The sequence below is a fragment of the Nocardia sp. NPDC057272 genome, from assembly GCF_042668615.1.
Taxonomy (GTDB): domain Bacteria; phylum Actinomycetota; class Actinomycetes; order Mycobacteriales; family Mycobacteriaceae; genus Nocardia.
The window spans coordinates 415,964-433,686 of sequence record NZ_JBHUYK010000002.1; the positions used below are offsets into that span (position 1 = coordinate 415,964).

10 protein-coding genes are annotated in these 17,723 nt (G+C 67.6%); 4 read left to right on the plus strand and 6 right to left on the minus strand.

Annotated features, from left to right (window positions below; all coding sequences use genetic code 11):
* Positions 1 to 254: 254 nt before the first annotated feature.
* Both ACFULV_RS05020 and ACFULV_RS05025 read left to right on the plus strand, forming a co-directional pair.
* Positions 255 to 7,415, plus strand: coding sequence for an amino acid adenylation domain-containing protein (locus ACFULV_RS05020; RefSeq protein WP_378653283.1), 7,161 nt, complete (start codon positions 255 to 257; stop codon positions 7,413 to 7,415).
* 35 nt (positions 7,416 to 7,450) lie between these two features.
* Positions 7,451 to 9,940, plus strand: a complete 2,490-nt coding sequence (locus ACFULV_RS05025) for an FAD-dependent monooxygenase (RefSeq protein ID WP_378653286.1) — start codon at positions 7,451 to 7,453, stop codon at positions 9,938 to 9,940.
* A gap of 87 nt (positions 9,941 to 10,027) precedes the next feature.
* Here the strand turns inward: ACFULV_RS05025 and ACFULV_RS05030 are convergent, their stop codons facing one another.
* On the minus strand, positions 10,028 to 10,885 hold the full coding sequence (locus ACFULV_RS05030; protein ID WP_378653288.1) for an alpha/beta fold hydrolase: 858 nt from the start codon (positions 10,883 to 10,885) through the stop codon (positions 10,028 to 10,030).
* Positions 10,886 to 10,932: 47 nt separating this feature from the next.
* Positions 10,933 to 12,402, minus strand: coding sequence for a long-chain fatty acid--CoA ligase (locus tag ACFULV_RS05035; protein ID WP_378653290.1), 1,470 nt, complete (start codon positions 12,400 to 12,402; stop codon positions 10,933 to 10,935).
* A 140-nt stretch (positions 12,403 to 12,542) separates the two neighbouring features.
* Between ACFULV_RS05035 and ACFULV_RS05040 the strand changes: the two genes are divergently transcribed.
* A complete protein-coding gene (locus ACFULV_RS05040) occupies positions 12,543 to 13,748 on the plus strand; it encodes a PucR family transcriptional regulator (RefSeq protein WP_378653292.1) in 1,206 nt (401 codons plus the stop codon).
* Between the two features lie 93 nt (positions 13,749 to 13,841).
* On the opposite strand, the gene ACFULV_RS05045 is transcribed toward ACFULV_RS05040, so the two are convergent.
* Complete coding sequence (locus ACFULV_RS05045) at positions 13,842 to 14,405, minus strand: TetR/AcrR family transcriptional regulator (protein ID WP_378653295.1); 564 nt, start codon at positions 14,403 to 14,405, stop codon at positions 13,842 to 13,844.
* A gap of 103 nt (positions 14,406 to 14,508) precedes the next feature.
* On the opposite strand from ACFULV_RS05045, the gene ACFULV_RS05050 reads away from it, so the two are divergent.
* Positions 14,509 to 15,489, plus strand: a complete 981-nt coding sequence (locus ACFULV_RS05050; RefSeq protein ID WP_378653297.1) for a zinc-dependent alcohol dehydrogenase family protein — start codon at positions 14,509 to 14,511, stop codon at positions 15,487 to 15,489.
* 82 nt (positions 15,490 to 15,571) lie between these two features.
* Here the strand turns inward: ACFULV_RS05050 and ACFULV_RS05055 are convergent, their stop codons facing one another.
* From ACFULV_RS05055 to ACFULV_RS05065, 3 genes are all read right to left on the minus strand, one after another.
* Positions 15,572 to 16,366: an SAM-dependent methyltransferase gene (locus tag ACFULV_RS05055; RefSeq protein WP_378653300.1), complete on the minus strand. Its 795-nt coding sequence runs from the start codon at positions 16,364 to 16,366 to the stop codon at positions 15,572 to 15,574.
* Positions 16,367 to 16,942: 576 nt separating this feature from the next.
* Entirely contained in the window at positions 16,943 to 17,422 is a 480-nt protein-coding gene (locus ACFULV_RS05060; RefSeq protein ID WP_378653302.1) for a DNA-directed RNA polymerase subunit beta, read from the minus strand.
* Positions 17,419 to 17,649, minus strand: coding sequence for a hypothetical protein (locus ACFULV_RS05065; protein WP_378653304.1), 231 nt, complete (start codon positions 17,647 to 17,649; stop codon positions 17,419 to 17,421). Before ACFULV_RS05065 ends, ACFULV_RS05060 begins: the two co-directional genes overlap by 4 nt.
* Between the last annotated feature and the right edge of the window lie 74 nt (positions 17,650 to 17,723).

Consider the following 17,723-nt stretch of genomic DNA (forward strand, 5'->3'; position numbering starts at 1 on the left):
TCTCGCAGGACCAAATATCCGGACAATCCGGCGTTTCACCGGTCGATTTCCGCGATAAGTGACTTCCGTTACCGCACAACAACATTGGCTATCGACCAGCCCGAATGACACAGTGAAACGAGCGCCGTTTGGGCGCACGGACCACTCGTGAATCGCCCGATCAGCCGGGCGAAGACCGCCACCGGACGGAATTCGGATCGCTGCAGCGCCGCGCGATCGAGCACATTTCAGCTCTTCACCTCAGGGGTATATCCATGTCCGTTTCCATGCGCCATCCACTGACTGCCTATCAGCGCGACATCTGGACGATCGTGGAACATTTTCCCGGTCTGCCCAGCTACCTGTCCACTGTGGTCGGCCGCTTCTCCCTCGCCGTCGACGTCGACGTGATGGTCGCCGCGATCGAGCGGACCTGGGCGCGCAACGACGGTCTGCGGTTGCGGTACCGCGTCCTCGACGGTGTTCCCTACCAGGAGCTCTCGTCCGATCCGATGCCGGAGGTCCAGGTCATCGATGTCGGCGCTGCCCCCGATCCGCATGCCGAGGCGCAGCGCCGGATCGAGGTGCTCACCGGTTCGGCGATCGACCTCACCGGGGCGGTGCCCTTCCGGGCGCACATCATCCGCGCCGGCGCGGAATCCTCCTACCTGGTCTTGACCACCCACCACGTCGCCGCCGACGCGACCGGGCTGTTCCATATCGGCGCGCAGATCCTCACCGACTACGCCACGACGGCGGCGGGAAATCCGATCGAGCTGCCGGGGTCCTCGTTTCTGGGGTGCCTGCCGTTCGAGCGTGATTACCGGGCGAGCGATCAGTACCTCCTCGACCGCGACGCTCTGGTCTCCGCGCTGACCACCACCCCCGCGCTGTTCGACCGGCCCCGCGCCACCGAGGGACTGGCACCGGTCACAGCATACGAGTTCACGCTGGATCGCTTGCTGGTCAACCGGATTCGCGAATCGGGGCTGTCGCTGTACCCGTATTTCTGTGCGATGCTCGGCCTCTACCTGTCGCGGGTCCTGCGCGCCGACGAGGTCACCATCGGCATTCCGTTCGGCAATCGTGCCAATCCCACCGAGCAGGCCACCATCGGCCACTTCGCCAACACGCTTCCCCTGTCCATCCGGACGGCGGGCCCGCGCACCGTGCGCGAATTGGTGTCGGCGGTGAAAGCCGATGTGCGCCGGATGAAGCAGCACGAGCGTTATCCGCTCGGCGATCTCATGGGTGAGCTGCGCCGCCTCGGCAACCCGGCGAGACAGCTGTTCGACGTGACGGTCGCCTACCCGCGCCTGCCCTCGGCCGCCGGCTTGATCGACGGACTCGAGGAGGTACAGCAACCCTCCCAGGGGTACAGCCCGCTGGCGATGGCCTGGACGATCTCCGAGATCGACGACGACGGGCCACTGCTGATCCGCCTCGATCACGCCGCCGACATCTTCGATGCCGACTACCCGATCGAGTCCGTCGCCGATCACCTGATCGCGTTGCTGCACGCCGGGATCGACGCCGTCGACACCGAACCGTCACTGCTGCCGATGTTGTCGGCGGCCGAGCACGACCTGCTGGTCGACCGCGCTCGCGCGACAGCACGTCCCTACGAGGACCAGACCACCGTCATCGCCCGCATCATGGCTCAGGCCGAGCGCACACCGGACGCGGTCGCGGTCCACACCGCGACCGGCGACTCGATCACCTACCGCGAGCTCACCGACCGTGCCGCCGCACTGTCCGGCGTGCTCCGCGATTCCGGGGTAGAGGCGGGCGATCTGGTCGCGGTGCTGCTCGAACGCGGTCCGGACATGCTCGTCGCGATCCTGGGCGCTCTGCACGCCGGAGCCGCCTATGTCCCGATCGACCCCGGCTATCCTGCCGACCGAATCGCCTACCTGCTGGCCGACAGTGCCGCCAAGGTGGTGCTGACCGACACCGAGATATCCGGCGGGCTCGCGCTGTCGCCGGAGAACTGGTCGACAGACACCCCAGCGCGGACTCCGGTCCCGACCGGCACCGACCCGGCCTACGTGATCTACACATCCGGTTCCACCGGTCGCCCCAAAGGTGTGGTGGTCGAGCATCATTCGGTGCTCAACCGGATCGGCTGGATGCAGCGCCAGTATCCGCTGGCCCCCACCGATGTGATCCTGCAGAAGACGCCGTCCTCGTTCGACGTGTCGGTGTGGGAGCTGTTCTGGTGGGCGCTCGAGGGTGCCCAGGTGGCACTGCTGCGGCCGGGCGGTGAGAAGGATCCGCGTGAACTGCTCGCCGCCGTCGCCGACTTCGGTGTCACGGTCATGCATTTCGTGCCGTCGATGCTGACGCCCTTCCTGGATCTGCTCGAGTCCGACCCGACCGCGGTGGACAACGCCGCCGGTCTGCGGACGGTGTTCTGCAGTGGCGAGGCGCTGCTCCCCCATCAGGTCAACCGGTGGAATCAGACTTTCGCCGGGCTCGGTGCCCGCGCGCCACGTCTGGTCAACCTGTACGGCCCGACCGAGGCCACGGTGGACGTGTCCTATTACGACTGCCCGGTCGATCCGGCCCAGACGGTGACCCGGGTGCCGATCGGCCGACCGATCGACAACACCCGCCTGTACGTACTCGGCCCGTCCGACCAGCCCCAACCGGTCGGCGTCGCGGGCGAATTGTGCATCGCCGGAGCTGGTCTGGCACGCGGCTACCGCGATCGCCCGGAACTGACGGCGGAGAAATTCGTCGCCGACCCGTTCCATCCGGGCGAGCGGATGTATCGCACCGGCGATCTGGCTCGCCGCCTCGCCGACGGTGAACTGGAGTACCTGGGACGCATCGACCGGCAGGTGAAGATCCGGGGCAACCGGGTCGAGCTGGGCGAGGTCGAGAACGCGCTGGCCGCGCTGCCCGGCATCACCGCCGCCACGGTCATCGACCGGGCCGCACCCGATCGCGCCACCTATCTGGCCGCCTACTGCGTGGCGGCATCCGCACCGGAGCCCGCCGCACTGCGTGCTGCCTTGTCGAAGACATTGCCGGAGTTCATGATTCCGTCGCTGTTCGTTCGCGTCGACGCGATCCCGCTCACCCCGAGCGGCAAGGCCGACCGCGCCGCGCTCGCGGCGATCACCGCCGAGAACTCGACCGTCGAGCACACCGCACCGCGCACACCGGTCGAGGAACAGTTGGCGCTCATCTGGCGCGAGGTGCTCGACCGCGAGTCGGTGTCGGTGTTCGACAATTTCTACGACCTCGGTGGCGACTCGATTCTGCTGCTGCGCGTGCGAGCCAGGGCCGAGGCCAGGGGGCTGGTGATCAGTGCTCGTGACATCGCCGAATGCCCCACCATCGCCGAACTGGCCGAGCGGGCGGGCACCGGTGCCGTCGCCGCGGTCGCCCTCGCCCCGTTCGAGCTCGTGGCCGGGATCGACCGGGCCCGCCTGCGGCATGTGGTGGACGCGTACCCGTTGACCAGGTTGCAGCTGGGTATGCTGTTCCACAGCCGCGAACGTGCCGAATCATCGCTTTACCACGATGTTTTCCGGTATTCGCTGCGGATGCCGTGGGACGAGGCCGCGCTGCGCGCCGCGACGTCGCGATCGATCGCCCGGCACCCGATGCTGCGCACCTCCTTCGAGCTCGCCGGCTATTCCGAGCCGCTGCAACTCGTGCACGCCCACCTCGATCCCCCGTTGACGATCGTCGATCTGCGCGCGACCGAAGCCGACGAGGCCGAGGCTTTGGTTCGTGACCATATCGAGCGACGACGCCTGCGCCGGTATGCCTTCGAGCAGCCGGGCCTGTTCGATCTCACGGTGTTCCGGCTCGCCGACCGGATCGAGCTGGTGCTGTCGTTCCACCACGCCATTCTCGACGGCTGGAGTGTGGCGACGCTGATCTCGGAGCTGCTGGCGGACTATCGGGGCGCGGGCGAGTTCCCCACCGAGCTTCCGTCCTTCGCCGAATATGTTCGTGCCGAGCGTGATTCGCTCGATGATCCGGCCGATCGGGACTACTGGGCGAGGGAGTTGGACGGTGCGGAGACGATCCGCGTTCCCGGGCTGCGCCCCCATGTTCCCGTGGACGCGACACCGGCCGCGGGTCCGCCGCAGGCGCGTGTTTCGGTGCCGGTTCCGGTCGGCGCCGAGTTGCTGGCACGTGCCGACGAGGTGGCCGCCGCCGCGCATATCCCGGTCAAGGCGGTCCTGCTGGCCGCACACCTGTGCACCGTCGGCCTGTTGTCCGGTCGCACGGATGTGACCACCGGCGTCGTCACCCACGGGCGGCCCGAGCGCATCGATGCCGAGCGCATGGCCGGACTGTTCCTGAACACGATGCCACTGCGGTTGAACTTCAGCGGCCGCAGCGGGCGTGAGGTGCTCACCGGTGTCTTCGAGCGGGAGCGCAACAGCGCACAGCACAAGCGGTTCCCGCTCACCGACATCCAGCGCGAAGTAGGCGTGGTCCTCGACACCGCGTTCAACTATGTGCACTTCCATGCCGCGGGCGCGGCCATGGACGCGCTGGATGTGACTCTGCTCGGCATCGACATTCGCGAGGACACCAACTTCGCGCTGCTGGTCAACGCGATCCGCAACCCTCTCGACGGAACGCTGGCACTGCGCGTCGACGGCGACCCCGCGACCTACACCCGCGACCAGCTGATCGGCATCGGTGAAACCTACCTGCGGGTCCTCGACCTGCTCACCGGCGATCCCTCGGCCACAGTGGACTTCGGCTCGCTGGCGCCCTCCCCGGAGACGCTGGCTGCCGCGCCGGCCGCTGGCACGGTGATCGACCTCTTCGATGCCCGCGCGGCCCGCACACCCGATGCGGTTGCCGTCGAATACGGCAGTCGGGCAATGACATACGCGGAGCTGCTCACCCTGTCCAACCGGGTCGCGGCAACACTGGTGGCGCGCGGGGCACGCCAGGGCGACCGCATCGCGGTGGCCGTGGACCGATCACCCGAGCAGATCGCGACAGTTCTGGGAATCGCCAAGGCGGGCGCGGCCTGCGTGCCGCTCGATGTCAGCTATCCGACCTCGCGCCTGCACGCGATGCTGGACCAGGCACAGCCGTTCGCGGTGATCACCGGCGCCGGCCACGAGACTCTGGTACCACCCCGGTATTCGCGACTCACCCTCGACGAACTGCTCGCACCCGGAATCACCGCCGAACTGCCGGCGAGCGATCTCGAGGCCACCGCGTACGTGTTGTTCACGTCGGGTTCCACCGGGACGCCGAAGGGTGTGGCCATGCCGCATCGCGCGCTGGCCAACCTGATCCGCTGGCAGCTCTCGGCCACCAGCGGGGTACTCCCCGGTGTCGAACGAGCCCCGGCGACCACACAATTCGCCCCCTTGTCGTTCGATGTGTCATTCCAGGAGATCTATTCGACGCTGTGCGGCGGGGGTCGCCTGATCTTGCTGAGCGAGGAGCAGCGCCGCGATCTACCCGCCCTTGCCCGCGTGCTCACGAGCACCGGCGCCGAACGGATCTTCCTGCCCTATGTGGCCTTGCAGCAACTGGCCGAGGCCGCGATCCGGCTCGGCACGGCACCGGCCGGGCTGCGGGTGATCATCTCCTCCGGCGAGCAACTCCGCGTCACCGACGAGATCCGGGCGCTGTGCGCGGCAGGTACCGACGTGCTGCTGGAGAACCAGTACGGTCCCACCGAAACCCATGTCGCCACCCGATACACGATGACCGGCGACCCGACGCTGTTCCCGGCGCTGCCACCGATCGGCACCGCCATCGACGGCGTGGAGATCCTCGTCCTCGACGACCGGCTGCGCCCGGTCGCCGACCACGTGCCCGGCGAGATCTACCTCGGCGGCGCCGCGCTCGCCGACGGCTACGAGCACCGGCCCGATCTCACCGAGGCCGCCTTCGTTCCGCACCCGTTCGCACCGCCGCGTCGGCTGTACCGGACCGGCGATATCGGACGCCGACTGCCCGGCGGTGAGGTGATCAGTGACGGCCGCCGCGGTGGACAGGTCAAGATCCGTGGTCACCGGGTGGAACCGATGGAAGTCGAGCTGGCACTGCACCGTGTCACCGCGGAATTGCCCGGCGTCAGCGAAGTCGCCGTGGTGGCGCACACCACCGCCGCAGCGGCCTCCAGCGCCCACACCGCCCTGGTGGCGTTCCTGGTCGGCTCCCGTGCCGATGTCGACGAGCCGGAGATCAGCGCCGCACTGCGGGAATGGTTGCCGGACTACATGATTCCCAGTCGGCTGGTCTGGCTCGACGCCATGCCGCTGACCCCGAGCGGCAAGCGGGCCGACGCCGTCCTGGCCGCCATGGCACTGCCCGCCGCCACCTCCGCGGCCCGGGTTCGCCCACGCACGCCCGCGGAATCAGGGCTGGCGGCACTGATGGCCGAAGCACTCGGCCTGCCCGAAATCGGCGTGTACGACGACTTCTTCGCTCTCGGCGGTACTTCCCTGACCGCGATGCGCCTGATCGTGTCCATCGAACAGCGCTACGGGGTGTCGCTGCCGGTCTCCACCCTGGCCACCGGCCCCACAGTCGCCGCCCTGGCCGCGCAGCTCGACGAACGTGCCGAGTCGGGTTTCGATCCGCTGGTGCTGCTGCGACCGGGTACCGGGACACCGCTGTTCCTCGTGCACCCGATCGGCGGAAATGTGCTGTGCTACATCGAATTGAGCAAACACCTACCCGAGGGGCTGCCGTTGTACGGCCTGCAGGCCGCGGGCCTCGAGACGGGCAGCACCCCGGCCGAGTCCATCGCGGAGATGGCGGGCAACTACATCGCCGCGCTGCGCCGCGTCCAACCGGCGGGGCCCTACCATTTGGGCGGCTGGTCGCTGGGTGGGATGGTCGCCTTCGAAATGGCGCGCCAGCTGGCCGAAGCCGATCACGAGGTGGGCACCTTGGCCCTGATCGACACCATGACGGTGCGCCACGGTGACGGCATGCCGGTGCCCGAACACGCGCTCTACGAGTTCTTCCTGTGGGAACTGCTGTGGCTGGCGCGCGGCGCCGACACCGCGGTGATCGAGATCCCGCAGGAGCTCGACACCGACGACGCCGTCTTCGACTTCATCCTCGCCACTGCCGTCGAAGCGGGCGTGCTGCCGCCGACCGGATCCCGTGCGCTGGTCCGGCGGTTGTTCGAGGTGTTCGTGGCGGGGTGGCGCGCGATCGACGCCTACCGGCCGCAGGCCTACGATGGCGACATCACCTTGTTGCGCGCCGCGCTGCCATTGCCGCAGGTGCTTCGTCCCGCCCATGACCGGGCGGGCACCCTGCACCGTGACCCGACCAACGGCTGGGATGCCTACGCGGCAGGACACCTCGAGGTCGTCGAGGTACCAGGTGACCATCTGACGTTGATCCAATCCCCGCACGTCGCCGAGGTGGCCGCACGACTGGCTCGATTGCTCGAACAAGCGGCGGCGACCGCATCATGACTCTGACGAATCCCGCTACACAGCAAGGAAATCCAGTGAACTCTCCCGTGAAGTCGGCACTAGTGGTCGGCGCAGGCATCGGCGGTCTCACCGCCGCCGCGGCCCTGCGCCGGGCCGGAATCGATGTCGTGCTGTGCGAGCGCGGCCCGGAACTGCGCGCGGCCGGATTCGGTCTGTCGGTGCAGTCGAACGCGATGAACGCCCTGCGCACGCTCGATCTCGGCATCGACGAGGAACTGCTCCGAGCGGGCGCACAGGCGCGGTCGTTCACCTTCCGCCGGCCCGACGGTTCGGACATGCGACGCGTCGACGTGTCCGGCATCGACGCCGAATTGGGTGCTCCCGCAGTCGCACTCGCCCGTAAAGACCTCCACGACGTGCTGCTGGCAGCCTGCGGCGACGACCTGCGGGTGGAGCTCGGCGCCGAGGCGGTCGCGTTCACCGAGACCGCCGACGCGGTGCAGGTCGAGTTCGCCGACGGCCGCACCCTGAGCGCCGACGTGCTGATCGGCGCGGACGGAATCAACTCCGCGATCCGCGCCCAGCTGCACGGCGCCGAGGCTCCGCGACCGGGCAAGTTCGTGTGCTGGCTGGCGCTGGTGCCGTTCGCGCACCCGGCGATCGAGCCCGGCGCCTCGATCCACTACTGGGGCAGGGGCATGCGCTTCGGCATCCACGACATCGGACACGGCAATGTCTACTGGTGGGCCACCCTGACCACCACCGCCGAGCAGGCCGCGGACTGGCCGCACGGCAAAGACGATCTGCTCACCCGATTCGCGGGCTGGGCGCCCGAGATCACCGAGATCATCACCGCCACAACGGAATCGGACATTCTCGCGTTGCCCGCTCAGGACCGTCCGCCACTGACCGCGTGGGGCAGCGGCCGGGTCACCTTGCTCGGCGACGCCGCCCACCCGATGTTGCCCAGCCTGGGCCAGGGCGCGAACTCTGCCATCGAGGACGCGGTGGTGCTCGCGCACGCGCTCGCCACCCACGACAACGCCGTGACCGCGTTGCGGGTCTACGAACAGCGGCGGATTCCGCGCACCACGATGCTCGTCGACGGATCCCGCAAGCTGGGCCGGCTCGAACAGACCCGCAATCGGGCGCTGATCGTCGTTCGCGACGGCTTCATCGCCAAGGGCAACGAGGCGAAACTGCAGGCCAGTCTCGCCGAACCGATGACGTGGCCCGGTCTGGGCGATCTCGAACCGGTCGCCGCACTGCCACGGCCGTTGTCCACGCTCGAACGCTGGCACTGGACGGTGGATCAGGTTGCGCCGCTGCACATCGTGTCGCGCGTGCGCGTCACCGGCGATCTCGACGCCGATACGGTCCGTGCCGGTCTGGCCGCACTGACTCGACGGCATCCGATGCTGCATGCCGAGGTGCGCAGCGATGACGGCCGCAATCCACGCTTCGTCCCGGTGGCGATTGAGCCGATTCCGTTGCGCGAGGTGACTTCCGAGGACTGGGCCGCCGAGGTCGACGCCGAATTGCGGACACGATTCGAGGCCGGGGCACCGCTGCTGCGCGCCACCTTGATCACCGCCGCATCGGGCGTCCACGACCTCGTGCTGACCTCCACCTACACCATCGCCGACGCGGTGACCGTGCTGTCGTTCGCCCGGCAGGTGCTCGAGCTCGCCGCCGAAGCCGCCGGCTGGGTTGCCGAGGTGCCCGCGCCCCCCGCGCCGGAAGCGTTGTTCCCCCGGCCGTTCCAAGGCTGGCGAGGCAAGCGCAGGGCCATCGCCCGGCTGGCGGCCGATGGAGTGCGCGATCTGCGGGTCAAACCGGTGCGAGTCAGCGCGGGCACCGAAGTCGCGCCCACGCGGCGTTTCACCAAGCTGACGCGGCGGGTGGTGGACGGGACCCAGTACCAGGCGCTCCTCGCAGCCTGCGCTGAACACGACGTACCGCTGTCGAGTCTGGTCGCCGCCGCACTCGCGCGCGCGGCCGGAAACGATGCCGGTGCACCGCAAGCCCACTTCCCGGTCGGTGTCTCGGTACTGTTCCGCGAGCAGCTCGAGCGACCGCTCGACGCCACCCACACCGGCGCCTACCAGGCGATGATCGCCCTGCCCACACCGGCGGGACAGCCGCTGTGGCAGACGGCCACCGCGTTCGCCACCGACTTCGCGAGTCGTATCGAACAGCGCCAGCACCTGGCCAACCTGGGTGGAATCGGCTTCATGCTGCCCAAGACACCGGCGCGACCGGACAAGGTGGTCGGCCTGCTGGACGCCCGCGGACCGGGCAATCTGTGCCTGACCTTCGTCGACACTCGCGACTTCCCTGCCCGTATCGGGAACTGGGTTGTCTCCGGCGCCGAAGTAGTCTCCGGCATGTCGATCAGCGGTCTGATGATGCTGACCGTCGGTCACGGCACCGACGCGTTGTCGTTGAATCTCGGCTACATCGACGGGCTCCTGTCGCCTGAACGCGCCGACGCGTTGATCGACACCCTCGTCGACGCTCTGCTCAGCGTGGTTTCCGCACCGGAAGTCGCTGCTGTGCACTGAGTTCCGCCCCCGACCGACCACCACGGCCCTTCGGTATCGCTCTCGATACCGAAGGGCCGTGGTCGTTCGGTATCGACGCGACGGCACCTAGATCGCCGGAATACGGTCCCGCGAGATCCACGCGAGGAGTTCGTTCTCCACCTCGTCGCGGTTGATCTCGTTGAGGATTTCGTGGCGGGCGTTCGGGTAGACGCGGTAGGTGATGTCGGTGAGCCCGGCGTCACGGTAGCGCTGCACCTGCAGATCACTCAGTCGCACACCGTCATTGAGCGGGTCGCTGCCACCGACCATGACATACAGCGGCAGGTCTGCCCGGATGCCGCGGGGCCGGGCGAGCCGTTCGTTGCCCAGCTTCGCCAGCGATGCCATATTCACCGCGTCGATCTCGAACCCGCACCATGGGTGGGCCAGGTAGGCATCGACCTGGGCCTCGTCGCGGCTGAGCCAGTCGGCGGGCGTGCGGGTCGGCTGGAACTCCCGGTTGAACAGGGCGAGCAGGTCGCCGTCGGCGGCGGCGATCTCGACGAACAGTTCATCCACCGCGGTGGTACCGCACAGGACCGCGGCATCGACCAGCGCGTCGTGATCGAGCAGGTACTGCTGGACCGCGAACGAGCCGAGGCTGTGCCCGAACAACACCACCCGCCGATCGGGATGGATCTCGCGCAGGATCGTGGTGAGCGCCGTCATGTCCTCGACGAGCAGATTCCAGCCGTTGGCGCCGAGGTCACCGGGTGCGCCGGCCATGCTGTGTCCGTGTCCGCGATGGTCGGCGGCGTATACGGCGTAGCCGAGCGCCACGAGACGTTCGGCGAGATGGCTGTAGCGCGCGGCATGTTCGCCCATGCCGTGCGCGATCTGGACCACGCCGGTGACGTCGTCGCCGACGGGCAGCCAGGACCGGACGTGGATGGTGGTGCCGTCACTGCTGGGGTAGCTGAACATGGATCACTCCTGTGTGATGTGCGGACAGTGTTGTGCGACGGTGGCTTTCACGGACCGGTGATGGCGCGTTTGAGGATCTTGCCGGTCGGCCCGGTCGGCAGGGCGTCGAGTAACCACACCTGCCGCGGGTATTTGTAGGCCGCGACCCGATCCCGGACGAATTCCTGGATCTGCTCGCCGGTCGTGGTCGCGCCGGCGCGCAGGGCGACGGCGGCCACGATCTCCTCGCCCAGATGCGCGTCGGCGATCCCGATAACCGCGGCCTGGGTGATCTCGGGATGCTCGTAGAGCACCTCTTCGATCTCGCGCGGATACACGTTGTAGCCACCGCGGATGATCATGTCCTTCTTGCGGTCGACGATGTAGAGGTAGCCGTCTTCGTCGCGGCGGGCGAGGTCACCGGTGCGAAACCAGCCGTCGGGGATCGCCGTGGCGGTGTCGGCGGGTCGACGCCAGTACCCCAGCATCACGTTGGGGCCGCGCACCGCGATCTCGCCGATTCCGTCGATGCTGTCGACGAGTTCGACCTCGACGTCGGGGATCGGCGTACCGATCGAGCCCGGTTTGCGTGGCTGTCCCGCACGGTTGAACGCGACCACCGGACTGGTCTCCGACAACCCGTAGCCTTCGAGAATCACACAGCTGAAACGCTTTTCGAAGCCGTGCAACAGCTCCACCGGCAGCGAGGCGCCGCCGGAGACGCAGCGCCGCAACGTCGAGACATCGGCCTCGGCGGCGCCCGGGTCGTGCAGCAGCGCCGAGTACATCGTCGGCACACCGGCGAACACGGTGACACCATCGCGCGCGATCGCCTCGAAGACCGCCGCGGGCTCGAAGCGCGGCACCAGGGTCAGGCAGGCGCCGCTGCGGATCGCCGCGTTCATCGCGCAGGTCTGCCCGAAGGTGTGGAACAGCGGCAGGCAGCCGAGGATCACGTCGTCGGTGCCGATATCGAGCACGGTTGTGGAATAGACGTCGGCGTTGTGCACCAACCCGGAATGCGACAGCGCGGCGCCTTTGGGCGTGCCGGTGGTGCCGGAGGTATAGAGGATCACGGCCGGTTCCTCGGCGGTGATCGAGCGATCGTCGCGGCAGGGGTCGTGCCCGGCGAGCAATTCAGCCAAGAGGTCGGCATCGATCGTGAGCGCCGTGGTCCCGGCTTCCCGCGCGCCATGCGGACCCTCACCTGGTCCGTCGACCCAGTCGAACAACAGCGCAGCCTCGGAATCCCGCAGGTAATAGGCAACTTCGCGCGATTTGAGCAAGGGGTTCATCGGCACGACCACCGCGCCGGATCGCAGGATGCCGTAGTACAGCACGACGAATTCCGGCACGTTCGGCAGCATCAGCGCCACCCGGTCCCCCCGCTCGATACCGCGCTCGCGCAGAAAGGCGGCGACCCGAGCGGTGCGCTCCTCGAGCTCGTCGTAGGTCAGCACGGTCGTACCCGAGCGCAGCGCCGGCTGGTTCGGGTGGCGCAGCGCGGAGTGGAGCAGGTTCTCGCTCAGAGCGGGCATCGGCAGATCCTCGGGGACGAAAGCGGTCGACAACGCGAAAATCGTCGCACCGCTGTGACCGCGATCCCATGGATCGCCGGACAACATCGCCGCGAAAGCATTGTCCGCGGGAACAACCGCACCCCCGGTAAGCTGCGGAAATGGTCCGAACATCGCCACCGAGCCCGATCGTCGACGTCGCCGCGGCACTGCTCGCGCGCATCGACGACCTCGGACTACAGCTGGCCCGGCGATTCGTCGACGAACTCGAGACCTACCGCAACGAGAACCAGGTTCCGTTCGACACGATCCACACCTCCTGCACCCGCAATCTGACGCTGATGGTGCAGCACTTCACCACCGCCGAACCGGTGGATCCCGAGCCGCCGAAGGAAACCGGCAGGCTGCGCGCCCAGCAGGGTGTGCCGCTGGCCGAGACCCTGCACGCCTTCCGGATCGGATTCGAATTCCTGTGGTCGGAGTTGGTCGCCGAGGCCAGACGTCACCCGGCGGTCACCGACGCCGTCCTCGTCGATCTGGCGGCCGAGGTGTGGGCGCTGGCAGGCGAGTACTCCGTCGCCGTCGCGGCCGCCTACCGGGAGATGAGCTCAGAACTCGTGCTGCAGCGTGAGCACGAGCGGTCGGTGCTGGTCGAGGCGTTGTTCACCGGCGTCATCGCCGACCCGGCCACCCTCGGCGAGGCCACGCGTGTTCTCGGGCTGCCGCCGCGGGGGCGCTATGTGGTGGTCGCCGCGGAGGTCAGCGCCGCGGGCCGGGAGGCGCTGCCCGGCATCGAGACCGAGTTGCGCCGTGCGCAGATCATCTCCGCCTGGCGACTGCGCCCCGATCAGCAGATCGGCGTTCTCGCGCTCCCGGCCAATCAGGAGTCCACCACGCTGGCCACGCTGCGCAAATTCCGAGCGCGCGTCGGCATGAGCCCACCCTACGAGTCACTCACCGACACCCCGCAGGCCCTGCATTTCGCCCGGCTCGCGGTGGTCGGCCTCGGCGATCACACCTCCGGCGTCGCCCGATTCGACGACAATCCGCTGGGCATGGTGGTCGCCGCCGCACCACTGGAGGCAGCGCGCATGGTCGACCTGCGCCTACACGAGGTACTCGCCCTCCCCCACGACGACCGCCACCGCCTCCTGGAAACCCTCGAAACCTGGTTCGCCGCAGGCGGTTCCGCGGCCACCACCGGCGAACGCCTCTACCTGCACGCCAACACAGTGCGCTACCGCCTCCGCCACATCGAGAAACTCACCGGCCGCTCCCTCACCGACCCCGCCGCAGTCCGCGATCTCGGTGCGGCACTACAGGCTTGGAAGGTACTGGCCACAGTGCGCGCGGATCAACGCCTGTGATCTGAGGACCCGGAGTTCGCCCTTACCCGTGCTGGCGATCCATTCCAACCTTCGCGCCACCTGCTGCCCTGCCTCACAAGGGGTTGGCGAGGATTAGGGTCGGCGTTCGAGGGCGCTCAGGAAGCTTTCGGCAGCATCCTGGACCCGGTTCCGGTCGCCGGTGGTGAGAAGGTCGAGCAGCAGTCCGCGAATCGTCGCGATCACCAATGTGGCTGTGCGAGCTGCGGTCTCGGTGTCAACGTCGGGGGCCTCGCGCAATGAGGTCATCCAATCGGTGACTACGTGGTCGAGGAAGTCCGCGAACTGCTGGGGAGCTTGCAGGGCGCGTCCGTAGGCGGCGAAGAACAACCGGAACTCCGCCTGCATGCGTGGGTCGGAGGTTCGCGTCCAGACCGCACGCGCTGCCGTTGCCAGGTCGGGATGCGGACCCGCGGCGTCACTGGTCGCGGCGAACATGCGCCGTCGTAACCGCTCGAGGACGACCTGGAGCATCTGCTCCTTGGTGCCGAAGTGGTGCACCAGCGTGGTCGGCGAGACGCCGAGGCCGGCGGCGACGGGCCGCCACGACAACTCGGAGAGCCCGTGCTCGACCATGTAATCCACTACCGCGTCGAGCAATTCGTCCCTGCGCTGATAGTCGACCGGACGTCCTGCCATCACTTGCCTCCCGATCCACCACGATTGACATTCCTTGAACGACTGTACTATCTATATTTATAGAACGACTGTACGAGAAATAGATGAGCGGTCAGGAGCCCCCATGTCACGAGTCGTCGTCTTCGATGAGACCGGCACCCCCGAAGTCCTGCAGATCGTCGACGAACCGGTCGGGAACCCCGGCCCCGGCGAGGTGCGGATCAGCGTCGAAGCCATCGGTATCAATCGGCTCGACCAGATGATCCGCGCGGGCATGTCACCGCGACCGATCCGCCTGCCACACGCCCGCCTCGGCATCGAAGCGACCGGCACGATCGACGCCCTCGGCTCGGGCGTCGAAGGATGGGCCACCGGTGATGCGGTCATCGTCACGGCCGTGCCCGACATGGATACCAACGGCACCTACGCCGAACACCTCATCCTTCCCGCCGACCGGGTCGTCGCCAGGCCCGCCGGACTGGATGCCACCAGTGCGGCAGCGTTGTGGGTGGCGTACTCCACCGCCTACGGCGCGCTTGTCGAGAAGGCCGGGATGCAACCCGGCGACCATGTCCTGATCACCGCAGCCTCCAGCGGTGTCGGCCTGGCCGCCATCCAGATCGCCAACCAGATCGGCGCGATCCCCCTCGCCGTCACCCGGAGCGCCGCAAAAGAACGCACCCTGCTGGCGGCCGGTGCCGCCGCCGTCATCGTCACCGACCGCGACGATGTCGTCGAGGCCACCCACCGTCACACCAACGGCATCGGCGCCGACATCATTTTGGACTCGGTCATGGGTCCCGGCCTCGCCGAACTTGCCGACGCGGCCAAGCGATTCAGCGGCAGGCTGATCACCGTCGGCTGGCTGGATCCCCGGCCGGCACCGTATCCGGCCAGCCCGATCACCATGATCCGGTACATGAGCTTCGAACACACCCTCGACCCGGCGGCCGTGCACCGCATCACCGCGTTCCTGACCGCCGGCATCCGCACCGGCGCACTGCGCCCCATCGTCGACACCGTGTTCACCCTCGACGACATCGTCGCCGCCCACCACTACCTGGAACAGGGCCACCACACCGGCAAAGTCGTTGTCACCATTTGACGCCGACCCCGGCGGACGTCCTCCTGCCCACTGTCGTCCAGATCGCGTTGGGAGCGAGGCAGAGGCAGTGAACGCAGTGCGGTCATCGGTGGAGTCGGCCCACTGCGGCGTAAGCACTCAGATCCGACGCCGCGCGGTGTCGCGGCGTGGTGGAGAGTGCGCGCACCCCGCCGCTGGGGATGGGCCGCCACCGGTGTGGGGCGATGAGGCCGGGCGTGACGAGCCGATACCCGGTGAGCATGTCCGTGATCTCGTCGCGCCCGCGTGAGTGGAAGGCGATGCCCGCACTGCGGAAAGTTTCGGCGGCTGAGTGGATCTGGTGACTGTGGACGTCGTCGGTGATGTGGGTGAACACCATCCATGTCCCGGAAGCAAGGCGGTCGGTCAACGCCGTGACCATCGCTGGAGCGTCACTGATCAGTTCCGCGGTCCCCGACACAAACACCGCGATCGGCCTGGCTGTGTCCATCACCGCAATGATGTCGCCGAGCACAGCCGAAGTGTCGGTCAGATCAGTATCGGTAAAGAAGCGGTTCGGTCCGGTCAGCAGGGCACGGCCGTAGGCGGCGACAACGGGATCGTTGTCGATGTAGAGGATTCGGGTGAGGTCGTCGTTCCGGCCTCCTGCGATCTCGTGGATGTTCGGGGCGTGCGGGTAGCCGCAGCCCAGTTCGACGAACTGGGAAACCCCGTGCTGGTCGATCAAGTACTCGACGGCGCGCAGGATGAACCGGCGTGATTCGGTGATCGCGGGCGTGATGTTGTTCGTCGCCAGGCTGGTAGCCAGCGCGTGGTCAGGCGCGTAGTGGTCCTTCCCACCGAGGATCGCATTGTGCAGGCGCGCGGGGGTGGGCCGGTACGGGTCGGCGGTGGTCATTGCGGGCTCCTGCCGTTTGGGCATCGCAAGTTGTGCCTGTTGTTGCGGTGCAACAGAATTGGATGGGCAAGCTAGCGAGGCCTTGGGGATAGGTCATCGCGGCGTCGCTTCCGCGTCGTAGGTCATCAGCACGAGTCGACTCCTGTCGAGTTGTTGCACCGTTGGAGTTCTTCGACGCCTTCGCCGTGGAAGCCCCTTCAACGACTTAGACGCCGCAAAGGTGAATCCGGTTCCCTTGCAATGGATATCGGTCCCGATCGGCTCCTCCGACATTGGGTCGCCGGTCGGCCTGATGACATTCAGGTGGTTTGGAAGCGCATGCGGCAAGGCCGAGGTGCAGCGACATCGCCAGGCCAGAAGGTCAGGGCAGCAGATACAAGCGTTCATTCGGCAGTCTCGGAAGCCCCGCACAGTGCTGGGAGTCGACAGCGACTACGCCGGGGCGACGAGCTGTCACATCACAGACGAACACCAATGCCGCAGTCAGACAGGCGACGAACTCCATTCGAACACAACAGAGCTGGACTGCGATGCGGATGTCAGGTTCGTCGGGGCGCGGTGAGCTACCGCCGTAGTTCATTGTGGACTCGGCCGCAGTAGGCACTCACGGGCGCATTCGAGGACGACAGACCCCGACGGTCGGAACTTGCTGATGGCCGGAGATACCCAGGTGCGAACCATCAGCGCGTCCGGCGCCGGGGACGGTAGGGCGATGTCGCCGTCTCCGATCACGACGACCCGCGCCTTCCACAACCGCGCTTCGTCGGCGGGGTCACCAATCGGCCGGATATCGGAGCGCACCAGAAACGTCCACATATGCGCGCGGGGGTGGCCGATGATCGGCAACGGCGCGACGCCACGAAGATCGAGCCTGATCTTGACCCGCTGGGCGAGGTCGGTGGGCATCATCACCGCACCGACGAACCCGGCCCGCATCGTGATTCGGCCCGTCGCCGGGTCGATCACGGTCGGCAGCGAACACACGCGGCGGTAGAACTCACAGCGTGACCGCGGGGTTTCCGCGTAGGCCGAGGCGAGCGGGCTGGTTTGGGTCATCGGAATTCCTTGAGCGACCCGGCGCCGGAAACAGCGCGCATCGAGGCACCCCCGACTGCTGTCTGGGAGTCCAGCGGCACACTCGTGACCCAACCGGCCACTGTCATAGCCTCGAGCAGGTCGATCAGATCGGTGAGCGATCGGCTGAAAGCGCATGCGCCCTCGCCGGGGTTGATGTTCTCGTTGGCCATCATGAGGCGGCCCACTGTCCGCGACGATTCGCCCATGCAAGGTTCTTCATCCGCAACGAGTTGGCCGCCCGGCGCACTTCCCACACCCGCCTGCCGGTACGGCTGGCGAG

What these genes read in the sequence shown, in the direction of transcription:
- ACFULV_RS05020 (WP_378653283.1), top strand. Translation starts at nt 255, where the DNA reads ATGTCCGTTTCCATGCGCCATCCACTGACTGCCTATCAGCGCGACATC.
- ACFULV_RS05030 (WP_378653288.1), bottom strand. Translation starts at nt 10,885, where the DNA reads ATGTTCAGCTACCCCAGCAGTGACGGCACCACCATCCACGTCCGGTCC.
- ACFULV_RS05035 (WP_378653290.1), bottom strand. Translation starts at nt 12,402, where the DNA reads ATGCCCGCTCTGAGCGAGAACCTGCTCCACTCCGCGCTGCGCCACCCG.
- ACFULV_RS05040 (WP_378653292.1), top strand. Translation starts at nt 12,543, where the DNA reads ATGGTCCGAACATCGCCACCGAGCCCGATCGTCGACGTCGCCGCGGCA.
- ACFULV_RS05045 (WP_378653295.1), bottom strand. Translation starts at nt 14,405, where the DNA reads ATGGCAGGACGTCCGGTCGACTATCAGCGCAGGGACGAATTGCTCGAC.
- ACFULV_RS05050 (WP_378653297.1), top strand. Translation starts at nt 14,509, where the DNA reads ATGTCACGAGTCGTCGTCTTCGATGAGACCGGCACCCCCGAAGTCCTG.
- ACFULV_RS05055 (WP_378653300.1), bottom strand. Translation starts at nt 16,366, where the DNA reads ATGACCACCGCCGACCCGTACCGGCCCACCCCCGCGCGCCTGCACAAT.
- ACFULV_RS05060 (WP_378653302.1), bottom strand. Translation starts at nt 17,422, where the DNA reads ATGACCCAAACCAGCCCGCTCGCCTCGGCCTACGCGGAAACCCCGCGG.
- ACFULV_RS05065 (WP_378653304.1), bottom strand. Translation starts at nt 17,649, where the DNA reads ATGGGCGAATCGTCGCGGACAGTGGGCCGCCTCATGATGGCCAACGAG.